The organism is Bacteroides caccae, from assembly GCF_002222615.2.
Lineage (GTDB): Bacteria > Bacteroidota > Bacteroidia > Bacteroidales > Bacteroidaceae > Bacteroides > Bacteroides caccae.
Genome location: NZ_CP022412.2, coordinates 1,380,346 through 1,393,200, shown reverse-complemented (window position 1 = coordinate 1,393,200; position 12,855 = coordinate 1,380,346). Strand labels below are relative to the sequence as shown.

The following is a 12,855-nucleotide window of genomic DNA, read 5'->3' as shown; positions in this document are numbered from 1 at the left end:
TTTATTTTTTTGTATTCATATCCATTTCCAACACATATACCATTTGAGGTTCAATCTCGGCCATACGTTCGCCGTCCCCCTGACGAGTGTGTTGTACAAAGAGATGTAGTTTCCGTTGTTTCTTCCAAAGCTCCGTATCATGTGAAGGTTCCCAGGCATCCACCGAGAAATCTGTTAGATCCGTTATCGTCCATTGACTGATAGCAAGATCAGTAGCGTGAGCTATTGAAACACAACTTCCCCGTTCTTCGTCACGAAAGATGTAGAAAACTTCCCCTCCCCCTACAACAATACGCGGACGAGCAATAGGAATCATTTTCGTACCGCCGCCTTTCAACGTGAAAGGTGTTTTACGATCGGTTACCTGACGATGATGCCATACCTTCCCATCATTCCAGACAATGCGATATTGAGGTATATTACTGTCAGGGTCCCTCCAATAAGTAGCTATATAAGGATTTCCTCCAGCATCGGCACTCATACTGGTCTGATTGATTAACTCACTATTTTGGGGTAACCGACAAGCGTATTCCGCATTCGACAACTTAATCGGAAGTTCGTATTGTTCTCCGCTTGATTTGTACCATGTCACACCATTATCAAATGAACGGGCATAACAGATATCGTGGTTTGTCTCCACTTGCCAAGTTTCACGCCATACCCAGGAAAGGTGAATCGTTCCTTGCTCGTCAACATATAGCTGCCAATAAGCATTCCGCTTATTTTCTCCGTCTATTAAGACATCTTGAACACGGCTCCACTTATGTTCTTTCAATGAATAATGGTTCATTACCAAATTACCACGTCCGGAAGAACCGGAACGGTAAACAAACAATAAATCTCCATCGGACAAAGAGTAAAATTCCGGATAAGTAACATTGCCTTCATCTACTCCGGTCATTGGCATTTTCTCTCCCAATTCCAAAGAAGTGGGAGCAATGCTCCGGCAGTAATTCAGTTTGTGCCCGTGATGATCAAACGAAATATGCAAATACCCTTCTCCATCTATTATCATACTGATGATATTATGAGCATCTTTCACATTTCCACGATATTGTGTACGGTGCAATGTCCACAGTTCCGAATTCAGTTTACGTTTTCCCAATACAAGATAACCTTCAGCATCATAATAGCTGATATACTGCTCATCACCGTGAGTTATCAGGGAGTTGTTACGGAATACCGTAGTATTGACCGAAGTACAACTATATCCCTTCCCCACTTCAACCAAATGTTGAGGGTAACATAGTACAGGAATAAACATGATTCCGCAAAGTAGTAGCAATATTCGCCTCATGTTCATTCTTCTTTTTTATTTATCAAAAATAGAAAAGTCCCATTTCTCATGCCAGGGAATTGTAATTTTCCCGTCTTTTATCAATACAGGCAACCAGACATAGCGAGAATCCTCCAAATCTTTCTTTTTCCAACGGTCAAACATAGCGATGTATGCATCCTTCTTGCCAATAACAGGCTGAACGTATGTGCTTTGTGCATAGAATGTCTTGTCCGCATCCGGCCCCGTGCAAGGATTACCGATTGTTTTCCACGTACCCATGATAGAATCCGCAACCGCAATCTCCGCTACATTCGGATCCCAGCCTGTACAACCGGAACTCAACATATAGTATTTACCATCATATTTAAAGACAGCAGGAGCTTCACGGGATTCTTTCACAAAATTACGTGTAAAACGTCCGCTCGGTTTCAGATAGTCGTCAGTCAGCAAGCTGATATACATTGTAGCATTGTTCTCCGAAGAGTAGAATTGATAAGCACGGCCATCATCATCCACAAAAACGGTCTGGTCGCGACTCATCGCATTGTTAGGGCGGAAACTTCCCTGATAAATAAATGGCCCGACAGGAGAATCGGAAACAGCAACTCCGGCACAAGCCTTGCTGTAATCGGCACTTTCCACATGTGCCCACATCACAAATTTACCTGTCTTTTTATTATAAACCACTTTTGGGCGTTCCAAGACTTTGGACGGATGCAGATCGTGATCCGGGTCATTTTTAACAGCCGGAAGCACAATACCTTCAAATTTCCAGTTCAGTAAGTCCTTGGAAGAGTAGCAACCTACTCCAGTCACATCCGTACGATAACATTCCCACGTAGCCCATTCGGGCAGAACGGTTTTTCCTTTCTTATATTCACCATACCAATAGTAAGTGCCATTGTGATAAAGAAGCCCGCCACCATGAGCATTGATCGGATTTCCATCCGTATCTTTCCATACTTCGCCGGGAATAAACTCCGTATTCTCCTGAGCCTGTACCGCCACAGGTAATAAGCCTACGCAAATTACAAATAGTAATAATAGTTTAGCCATATATCAATCTCTGTTAGTTAGTTTATTTTAATGAAAAGCATGATCTTTCGGAAAGTCCTTTCCTTCCCAAGCCTTTTTACTGGTCCAATCTTCAGCAGGAGATGTCCAGAATGTATGGTCGGCGGGAAGTCCGAGCGGCAGGAAAGCAAGTGATGCCATATATAGACTGCCATTGTTCGTATACCAGTCGGAAATATTCGGCTGCTTGCCATTGAATCCTAAAGTTAAAAATCCCTTTTCATTGAAGTTACGGTCATCACCAAACATTCTTTTAATAACTGCCGTCATAGCTGCACGAACTTGTCCATCCGGTAATTCCTTGGGCAGCCATCCTCTCCATGCCAATAAAGCTAAAGGCTGCAAAGTTCCTGTACGATAAGTGATAGAGCGACCGAAAACCGGAAGCGCCCCTTCCGGAGAGATAAACCGTTCCAAAATCATTCCGAAACGCTGCATCCGTTTCTTTGCACGGTTATAGTCACAATCCGGTGCGTTCCAAATCTTACTTTTACCAGCATTTGTCATGATTTCCAAAGGTTCTATATACATCGGATGCAAAACAAAACTATTATAATAGTCAAAAGCAAAACCCGGACCATCGGAGTACCAACCATCGCCTACGTACCACTCTTCTACTTTACGCAAAGCGGAAACTATGCGGTAAGTATCACTTGGAGCGCCTGCTTTACGCAAGAATGCTTCGACCGTAGCAGAAAACAACAACCAATTTGTGTAAGGCGGATCTACTCGGCGAAGTTGTGTAAACTCAGCTATATAACGTTGTTTCGTAACACTATCTAAAGGAATCCATAAAGCATCATAGCCTCTTATAAAACTCTCTGCAATATAGGCTGCGTCAACCAACGTTTGCCCTTCTTTTCTCCACAAAAGATAATCGGGACTTTCGGGGTCAACAGCCTGTACGTAACTTTTCAAAGCCCATTCACGCAATTGTTTTCGTTGAATGCTTTCTGCCGTATCATCGTCCGGCAAAGAAATCCAAGGAGCTAACCCAGCCATTAATCGACCAAAGCACTCCATATAGGTTACTTTCTTGTTTCGCCCATCCCATGTAGGACTGACTTCTACCAGCATATTCTGTTGCAGCTTCCCTTCACTCAGATTACTAAGTACCGGAGCAGCCATTCGGTACAACACCCCCGCCCATAATTCACGGTCAGTCGGTTCCTTTACTTGTTTCTTCTTTTTTGCCAATAAGTCCTGTGACGGAATCAGCAAGATTGCGATCAGCAATAGTAATGTACAATGTTTATTCAATCTCATGATATTATTTAGGATTTTCGTACGCAAAGATACTTTATACTCATAAGAGTAAGGTTCAATTTTATATCAAAAAAGGGATACAAAACAACCATTTTTCATACAAAAGCTGTAATATATGCGAGTTTAATCAGGTTTCCACCTATCCACCCATTCTATAAAAGGTATTCCTTTCTCATCAAACCGGACAGGTAGCCAAATGTAACGAGAGTCAGCCAAACTTTCCGGCCTCCAACTATCTGCCATAAAAATAAATTGTTTTTCAGTCCCTTGCAAAGGGAGCACATACGTGCTCTGCCCTCCGAAAGTTTTATCCGCATTCTCTCCGACACAAGGATTTGGTAGTTGTTTCCATTCCCCTAAAATCGAAGTAGCAGTCAACAAACGAGCTTTATTAGGTTCCCAACCCGTACAGCCGGAAGTTATCATCCAGTAGATTCCGTCTTTTTTAAAAATAGCAGGAGCTTCATTATGTCCACCTGGAAAAATACGTATATACTTGCCTGTATGACTAAGATAATCATCAGACAATTCTGCAATCTGCAATGTCAGATTGTCTTCCGAAGAATAAATATGATAAGCTTTTCCATCATCATCCACAAACAAAGTCATATCACGGGACATTTGTCCTCCTTCCAAATCTCTTTTCACAAACATTCCCTTTTCAACTGCATCATACCATTCCGGAGTCCACCATTTTTCATATTCTGAAAGATTCCATTTGATCCGTTTCTCTTTCTTCGTCATATTCAATGGATAGATACTCGAATTTACACGAGCCGAACGAATAAAACAATAAGGTCCAGTTGGTGAGTCACTGACAGCGACGGCAGCACGGGCCGGTCCATACCCCCGGCCTTTCAATTCCAGATGAAACCACATTACGAATTTTCCGGTCTGCTTATTATAAATAACTTTCGGGCGTTCCATGATGCACCCTTTTTCAATATCACTTCCTTTTGCTTCAGATATGGGTAACACCACTCCTTCATAGTTCCAGTTCAACAAATCAGTAGATGAATAACAATTGATCCCTTTTTCGGTCACAAAGCCCGATTCGGGGCGATGTTCACCGAACCAATAATATTTTCCTTCATGATACAAAACGCCTCCACCATGAGCATTAATCACATTTCCCTCCGTATCTCTCCAAACCTTACCAGAAACAATTTTTTTCTCTTTCTGATAAACCCGCACATAATCTATTTCATACTTCATCGGCAAAGCACTCTCATCAATCGGACCACCATTGATACCACCAATAGCCAAATTCAACAAAAGATATTGCGGTTTCGTAAAAGGATTCGTCCTCTTGCCGATACTTCCGTTTACAGTATCCTTTAAAGGAATCTCATTCAACAGTTCATCATCCAAATAGAGTTTGATAACTTCTTCATCCCAATCCATCCGCCAAATGTGAAATTTGGAAGCCCATTCCGGATCTTTCTCCGTAAAATGGATATAGGGTGTGGCCTTACTATTCCATTTAGCCCCCCATTGCTTGTCCGTGCCCCACGCAGCATTTGCCAAAATATGAGGAACTCCTTTGATTTGGTAATATTCCATAATATCTATCTCTCCACATGAAGGCCACTCCATATTACTACCCAATGTCCAGATAGCCGGCCATGCACCTTTCGCCACCGGTATGCGGGCACGTACTTCAAAACGCCCATAGAGAAACTCCTTCTTTCCGGCAGTCGTCACCGATGAAGAAGTATATTCTATAAATTCCCGTTCTTTACGCCAATCGTTACTACCGGGTATGTAAAGAGGATTCTGACGATTCCGCTCTTTCCGAGCTTCGATGACAAGGAAGCCTCCTTTACAAACTGCATTGTCCGGCTGATACCATTGAGCCTCCTCATTGCGGACATAACCCTGTTCATAGTTCCATACGGAAGGGGATAATCTCCCCTCCGTATTAAACTCATCGCTCCAGACCAGCCTCCAATCGTCATTCCGCGCAGTTGCGAGCAAAGGCAAGGTCATCAGTAACAGCAATATAACTGAATAATTTTTCAAATATACCATTGCTTAATCCTATCGTTTATTCAAACTGATAAACACGAACATAATCCACATGATATTCAAGCGGGAACTTAGACAAGTCCGGTTCACCTCCATTGGATCCCAAAGCCAGATTCAACCAGATACATTGTCCGAATCCTTCATCATTCTCTTTACCCGCGTTATTACCTTCATCAAGATATGGATTACGATATGATCCTCTCCACCAATCATCCAGTCCACCAGATCCATTTCCTGTAGTCGCTTTCAAATCCTTAATTTCATTCATCAATTCGTCATCCAAATAAAGTCTCAAGGTATTCTCGTCCTCATCCAGGCACCAGTCCATACGCCAAATATGATACTTCTTCCCCCAATCTTTATCTTTCGCTATAAATTCAGCAACCGGCCTGTTATAAGACTGCCATTTGCCGTTCCAACGGGTGTCCGATCCCCAACAAACATTGGCGTGTACGCTCGGCTTTCCATTTACCAGATAATATTCAAGCAAATCAATTTCGCCTCCCAGCGGCCATTCCCAGCACCAACTGTCAGTGCTTCCACCAGTCGTCCAGATAGCCGGCCATGCTCCCATTGCCGTAGGAATCTTGGCTCTGACGAGCATTCGTCCTTTCCGGAATCTATAATCTTTTGTAATCAGGCAGCTCGAAGTATACTCAGCATATTCACGATTCTTTTTCCAGTCGCTACTTCCAGCTTCATAATTCGTATTTTTTACCCGTTCCTCTTTTCCTGTAATTATCAATGCCCCGTCTTTACAAATAGCATTTTCTTTCTGATACCATTGCAATTCCTGATTACGTTGGAAGCCTTCTTCCCAACGCCATACATTCCAGTCCGGCTCTCCCGTTCCATTAAATTCATCATGAAACTTCAAAACCAGTCCTTCTTCCGTCGTTTCCGGTGCATCATTGGGATCAGGCACATATTCCGGTCCTTTTTCATCTTCAGCCGATTCTACATAGGTCACATTGAAAAGTAACATCAACGTATTTGTTTTAGAATTAATTCCATAAGAGGATGAGCCCTCAATCGCTAACGGAAGTACATACAACAAATTCCTCTCCGCTTCCTGGCAAGCTGCAACCAGTTCACTAGAATAGACTGTTACTGATACGGCATCCGATTTTGTTTCACCAGCTTGTAGCGTTAATGTCTGAGAAGATAAATGATAATAGGACTCCGGAAGTAATTCCGCACCGTCATATTTTGCATAAATGCCTCCTTCCGCCACCTTAGCTAGCACTTTATTCAATGTATCTTTATTCACAACCAAGCTAACTTTAGCTTCTTGTCCGGCTGTGCGTCCTTGATAAAGAGACAAGCTCAACTTATAAGTAAAGTTTTTAACAGGCGTTTCATCCTCACTTTGCCGTAAATCCGTAGTCACGTTACATTCCGCACCATCCCACACTTCACGGGCTTGCGTCAGATTCAACAAATTCAGATCTAGTTGACCTTCATAACTAAAATCTTTATCATCGTCACAGCCATATACTCCACCGATGAGGGTGGCCGCCATACAGGCGACCATCCATATTTTATTCATTTTCATCATAAGTCTCATTTTAAATTAATCCAAAGGAACTGTTTCCGGGTCATACTTTTCAATATCCGCATCAAAAAAGGCAATCTCCCCTATATGAAAATATTTCTTGTTCAACGAACTTGTCAATACATTGAAACGGAAATATTTAAACTTCTTACCCGGCATTACAAAATCAGAAGCGTATTTTGTCTGACGTGTTGTGGGCAATCCACTCAAAGTAGAAACAGTTTCCCAATGTTCACCATCCGTACTAATCTGTAATTCCGCAGAAGTAGGGAATCCGTCCGTGTTACCTGTATCCCGCGTATAATACTCGAATGCAAAATTTTCATGTTCTTCCTTTAAATCGATCTGTATATAATGCGGCAGGTCAACTTGCGGAGAATGCCAGTTGGTGTGAAAAAAAGAGGGATCCGCCGTTTTACCATCTATCAAACGGTCAAAATACCCTTCAGACGCGTCCGGATAATTACAAGATAATTGGTCTACTATCAGACTGACCTGTGTACGGGATTTCTCCGTATACGATGCCGGCATCGCTCCCGACCGTGCTTTCAATTCCTGAACCGCTCCTGCTTCATGAGCCGCATTAAAGGTCTGCAAATAAAAAGTATAGTCTCCGAAACGAGCACGAGTATTTTCTATCAACATTTCCGTTGTTCCTTTAGAAGCAATCTTACAGATATTTTTCTTTTGTAAAGGGTCATAATAGCGAATCTGCATATAAGCGTAATCTCCTTCCGGTGCTTTCCAAGTCAGTTTAATCTGTCCCGGCAAAGCCTCCGACACGACCGTAGAAAGTTCAACGGCAGCGGGACTTCCTCCCCCCGATGTTTCAAATTCTTCAAAATTCTTATCACAGCCAACCAGTCCTAAAAGCGCAAAGGCTGCAATCATATATTTAACATTCAACTTCATAGCTTTTATCTTTTATCATTAATAAAACTTACCAACCCGGATTCTGGCTCAGATTCGGATTCTTACGCATTTCCGAAGCCGGAATCGGAAAGAAATACATTTTATCATCCCAAACCAATGATTTATTTGTCCGCTCATAGAGGAAGTTTCCATCCTCTTTTTGGGTAATCTGCATACGCCCGATTTTAGTGAAGCCACCTTCTTTCCAACGGCGAACATCCCAGAAACGATGTTGTTCAAAAGCCAATTCTACCATTCTTTCTTTTTTATATCGTTCCCAAAATTCAGTGTTAGAAATATTATCCGGGAAATCCGGCATTTGCACATCCGAACGCTGACGCACCTTATTGATTGCGGCACAAGCAGACATCCTGAATTCGTTGTCCGTAGCACCGGCCGCTCCCAAATAACGGTAGATTGCCTCTGCATAATTCAGATAAAATTCTCCCAAACGGAAAACAACCCAGTTATGCCGTTTGCCTCCACTGCCACTCTCCGCACTGATGTCGGTAGACGCATCCAAATACTTCTTCAAATAATAACCGGTCGGTGTTGCATAAGGAAGAGGCAGACCATTCTTACCGCCAATAAATGTTTCCAACGGATTCGGATTCGTATTCGGCCATTTGTCACCATTACATGCGATAGTCATGCCGAAACGCGGATCTTTATCTCCATTATCCTTAGATTCGTAAGCATCCACCAATGTTTGTGTCGGGCAATTACCGGAACTGGCATTCTCCATACCAACCGGGAAATTTGTATATTCCGGACTACTTGTATCTCCAATACGACGAACGAAAATCATTTCAGAAGCTTGATAATTATCCGTACCCCAAATATCCGTATATTTTCCAAGCCGGATACCGTTAGCCGTACAATAATCAATAACAGCTTTATTGGCCACAGCAGCTTCACGCCATAAATTCCGGTCTTCACCACCACTGAACAGTTTGCTTGCTCTATATAATGCGGCACGGGCTTTTAATGCCAAAGCAGTTCCCTGCGTGACACGACCGGCCTCCGGGTTGGAACCACCCGCAGCATCATTATCCAAAGCGGAATAAGAAACGGGCAACTCAGGCGCCACTTCCTCACATTCACTAATAATAAAATCAAAGACTTCCGACGCCGGAGTACGTGAAAGAGAATTAGCTTCTTTCTCTGTCAACACATTCACCGTAAAAGGCACATCCCCATACGCACGCACCAACAAGAAATAGTAATACGCACGTAGCAGACGAACTTCATACTGATAACGATTAAACCGGTTCATCTGAGCCTCATAATCCTGCGCATAGCGTAAATCATAAAAATCAAGGTCTTTACTTTCTTCCAGAAAGTAATTAGCGGCACGAATACCCGAATAATACCCCCACAGAGACTTAGGGTTCAATGCACTCCAAGCACCATTTGTATAGTCGAGAACAGATGAATAAGTAACAGCCATTTCTGCTTCATCACAAGCGGAAGCCAATGACTGATAGCTTGGCAAGTCGGAATCCAGATAACTATAGATATTATTCACAAATCCTGCCGTACGGGAAAAATCCGAAAAGACATAATCCTTGTCGTATGACGTGTATTCATGATAATCCATCTTATCGTTGCAAGCTGACACCACCGCTATACAAGCTATTCCTAGGCATATATTTTTCAATTTCATAGTTTCTTTCTTTTTATAGCGTTAAACGTTAAAATCCTACTGACAAACCAACATGAATAGATCGGGTAGCAGGATAAGAGCTATTCATCGCTTCCGGATCCAATTGGTCAATACTATCGAAGCAAAGTAAATCAACCCCTCTTACATATACTTTCGCATTCTTTACCCAAAACCTGTTCAACCAGGATGAAGGAAGCTTGTAGTACACCTCACAATTACGCAACTTCAAAAAAGAACGATCTGCCAACCATAAAGAGCTTGTCTGCAGATTGTTGTCAACAGTTTCCGTCGTCAACCTTGGGAAACGAGCGTTCGGAGTTTCCGGTGTCCAACGATTCCGGTAAACATAATTAGAAATTGTCGTATTATCCACCAATGGACGATAGTAAGTTCCCGACAAGATTGCCGTATAATTTCCCACTCCTTGGAATTGTGCACTAAAACCTAATCCCTTCCATTCCAAACCAAGACTGAACGAATAATAAATTTCAGGACATGTACTATTGTATCCCATAGCTACTCTATCATCCGAATTAATTACTTTATCACCATTCATGTCCTTGTACTTAATATCTCCGGCCTTTACCGGTCCAAACTGCTGTGGCAAGCTATTATCTATATCTGCCTGATCTACAAAATATCCAATAGCCTGCAATCCAAAGATTTGTCCTACCGGATTGCCCGTAGAGCGCGTATAGTCGTAAGCTGCCGGTTCTTCTAGCATTTCTATAATTTTACTTCGATTGTAAGTGAACGTTCCTCCCAAATTTAATTCCACATTACCCATCTTCTTATAGTAATTGGCGCCGATTTCCGTGCCCCAACTATCTACGATACCCGCATTTACATAAGAACCGGATGCACCCAACACCGCCGAGTTCTGTCCGTCTGAACTGACCCAAATATCAGAACGTCTTTCATAAAAGCCATCCACTGTCAAAGTCAATCCCTTGAACAAGGTAGCATCCACACCCGCATTATACTTATAAGCTTTTTCTGTGGTTCCGTTAACAGATGCCAGACGACCTTCATGCCAGCCTCCGTCACCACCGAAATTATTATTTATCGGATAGCCATTACCGCCACCTACCGTCTCATTCCAATAGCCGTTACCGGGAATATTATCCGTATTCAACATACCGAAGGAAGCCCGCAGTTTCAGGAAATCCACCACATTCTGGCTTTGCATAAACTTCTCATTAGAAATAAGCCATGCCAGCCCAACTGTAGGAGATACATTCCAGCGATGATCGGGCGCCAATAAGTTGGAGGCAGAAGCCATCAATGTAAAATCTGCAAAATAACGGTTCTTAAAGCCATAATGAGTATACCAACCCGCATTCTGACGGTAGAACGTATTATTGATTCCTTTAGCATTATCATATTTATAGGTATAAAGCAACATGGAATACAGACTGTGTACACCAAACTGACGTTGCCAATCGACATTCATTTGGAAGTTAAAGGCGCGATATTGCCAGTCAAGTTTGCTGTCACCCGACATTTCCGTATCTTTTCCTCCCGTTATTTCCTCACCAGCTATCGGCAATCCGTTTTCCCAGGAAGCGACCGATGCCATACCATATTTATATCCTTTTGTGTGATTCTCCCAGTAAGAAGCGAGATTGTCATATCCTATACGGACAGAAGCTCCTAACCCCTTGGTTAAAGAAGACAAATCCTGCCGTAAAGACATATCAGCATATAATCCACGAGTATGTCCTTTTGAGTATGCGCGCCCTTCAGTCAACGCTACCGGATTCCAGTTCTCACCCCAAGTAGTATTTCCTCCCCACAAACCACTTTTCGTACGGATAGGGAAAGCCGCTGAAGGTAATTGATACAGTTTGCTTATCAAATTATCGCTGCCCATACCCGGACGACTGAATTCATTCAAAATCCCCATGATATTGGCCTGCATCTTTGTTTTCGGTGACAAATCAATATCCAGATTGGTACGGAAGTTAGCTTTTGAATACTTTTCCTGAGTGGAATAGTCAGCATTCGTATCAAAGTTTTTGATAAATCCACGGTTATTCTGCAAATTCATCATTGTATAATAACGCATCTTGGTAGATCCGCCGCGAAAACTTAATGTTGCGATATCTGACGCCCCACGATCACGAAAAACTTCTTCCCACCAGTTTACATTCGGATAAAGATAAGGAGAAGTGCCATTCTTAAACGCATTCAATTCATTTTGCGAATATCGCACCTGCTTGCCATCATTTGTCAATGCTTCATTTAAGGCAGAAGCATACGTATAGGCATCCGCCAATTCCGGCTTGCGCGTCATATAATTGAAAGCATGGTCATAAGAAAAATTAATCTCACGAGTATCGTATTTACCACGTTTTGTCACAATATTGACTACGCCATTCACTCCCCTATAGCCATAGAGAGCCAACGCGGCCGCATCACGAAGTACACTAACAGATTCCACTTCTTCCGGAGTAATATATTTTAAAGCCTGCCAGTTATTATCCCGTTCAAGTCCGTCCACGACCAACAAGATGCCATTATTACCATTCAGTGTCTTCAGGCCGCGAATATACATCGACGGCATCTGCTCCCATACCACACCGGTACTTTGCATGGTAGTCAGTCCCAGCACATTGCCATATAATGAATTTCCGATTGAAAAAGCCGAACTTTTATCTATATTCTCTGCATATACAGTAGATACGGCACCAGTAGACTCCGCATTCGTTTGCTGCAATCCAAATCCGTAATTTACTTTCTCTGAAGAGTAATCCATGACAACCGTCAATTCCGAACCGTTTTCTATTTTCACCACCTTCATTGCATCATCACCAGTCTGTACTTTCAAACGGCTTCCTTTCACAGCAGTGATTTCAAAACGTCCATTTTTATCTGTAGCCACCCGCACCAATGGGTTCTCTTCAACCGAAACCAAGGCTCCCGCTACCGGCTTCCCTTTTTCATCAAGAACTCTTCCGGTTACATTATCTTCACTTTGTGCCCAGCCGTTCAAGGTGACGCAAGCGAATATCGCTAAAGCTAGTATCTTATATTTTTTCATTTTATTCTATGATTAATCGTAGTTATTCCACA

At 42.5% G+C, this 12,855-nt stretch carries 8 protein-coding genes; all 8 read right to left on the bottom strand.

Annotation, left to right across the window (positions count from 1 at the left end):
* Position 1: 1 nt before the first annotated feature.
* The 8 genes from CGC64_RS05335 to CGC64_RS05300 all read right to left on the bottom strand — a co-directional run bounded on the left by CGC64_RS05335 (position 2) and on the right by CGC64_RS05300 (position 12,823).
* Positions 2–1,297, bottom strand: a complete 1,296-nt coding sequence (locus CGC64_RS05335; protein ID WP_022042780.1) for an alpha-l-rhamnosidase — start codon at positions 1,295–1,297, stop codon at positions 2–4.
* A gap of 15 nt (positions 1,298–1,312) precedes the next feature.
* The gene (locus tag CGC64_RS05330) at positions 1,313–2,335 is read right to left on the bottom strand and encodes a glycoside hydrolase family 43 protein (RefSeq protein WP_005678964.1); all 1,023 of its coding nucleotides are present in this window, start codon (positions 2,333–2,335) and stop codon (positions 1,313–1,315) included.
* Between the two features lie 27 nt (positions 2,336–2,362).
* A complete protein-coding gene (locus CGC64_RS05325; protein ID WP_005678963.1) occupies positions 2,363–3,619 on the bottom strand; it encodes a DUF2264 domain-containing protein in 1,257 nt (418 codons plus the stop codon).
* A gap of 123 nt (positions 3,620–3,742) precedes the next feature.
* Positions 3,743–5,650 carry a family 43 glycosylhydrolase gene (locus tag CGC64_RS05320; RefSeq protein ID WP_005678962.1) on the bottom strand — a complete coding sequence of 636 codons (1,908 nt, stop codon included), beginning with the start codon at positions 5,648–5,650 and terminating at the stop codon, positions 3,743–3,745.
* 16 nt (positions 5,651–5,666) lie between these two features.
* Positions 5,667–7,205, bottom strand: coding sequence for a BT_3987 domain-containing protein (locus tag CGC64_RS05315; protein WP_032838377.1), 1,539 nt, complete (start codon positions 7,203–7,205; stop codon positions 5,667–5,669).
* Positions 7,206–7,220: 15 nt separating this feature from the next.
* A complete protein-coding gene (locus CGC64_RS05310) occupies positions 7,221–8,114 on the bottom strand; it encodes a discoidin domain-containing protein (RefSeq protein ID WP_005678960.1) in 894 nt (297 codons plus the stop codon).
* Between the two features lie 28 nt (positions 8,115–8,142).
* Positions 8,143–9,780, bottom strand: coding sequence for a RagB/SusD family nutrient uptake outer membrane protein (locus tag CGC64_RS05305; RefSeq protein ID WP_005678959.1), 1,638 nt, complete (start codon positions 9,778–9,780; stop codon positions 8,143–8,145).
* Positions 9,781–9,808: 28 nt separating this feature from the next.
* Positions 9,809–12,823 carry a SusC/RagA family TonB-linked outer membrane protein gene (locus CGC64_RS05300; RefSeq protein ID WP_005678958.1) on the bottom strand — a complete coding sequence of 1,005 codons (3,015 nt, stop codon included), beginning with the start codon at positions 12,821–12,823 and terminating at the stop codon, positions 9,809–9,811.
* Positions 12,824–12,855 lie beyond the last annotated feature (32 nt).

Bases quoted from the DNA above. Each gene is read 5' to 3' on its own strand.
- CGC64_RS05330 (WP_005678964.1), bottom strand. From the start codon at position 2,335: ATGGCTAAACTATTATTACTATTTGTAATTTGCGTAGGCTTATTACCT.
- CGC64_RS05300 (WP_005678958.1), bottom strand. From the start codon at position 12,823: ATGAAAAAATATAAGATACTAGCTTTAGCGATATTCGCTTGCGTCACC.
- CGC64_RS05325 (WP_005678963.1), bottom strand. From the start codon at position 3,619: ATGAGATTGAATAAACATTGTACATTACTATTGCTGATCGCAATCTTG.
- CGC64_RS05320 (WP_005678962.1), bottom strand. From the start codon at position 5,650: ATGGTATATTTGAAAAATTATTCAGTTATATTGCTGTTACTGATGACC.
- CGC64_RS05335 (WP_022042780.1), bottom strand. From the start codon at position 1,297: ATGAGGCGAATATTGCTACTACTTTGCGGAATCATGTTTATTCCTGTA.
- CGC64_RS05310 (WP_005678960.1), bottom strand. From the start codon at position 8,114: ATGAAGTTGAATGTTAAATATATGATTGCAGCCTTTGCGCTTTTAGGA.
- CGC64_RS05305 (WP_005678959.1), bottom strand. From the start codon at position 9,780: ATGAAATTGAAAAATATATGCCTAGGAATAGCTTGTATAGCGGTGGTG.
- CGC64_RS05315 (WP_032838377.1), bottom strand. From the start codon at position 7,205: ATGATGAAAATGAATAAAATATGGATGGTCGCCTGTATGGCGGCCACC.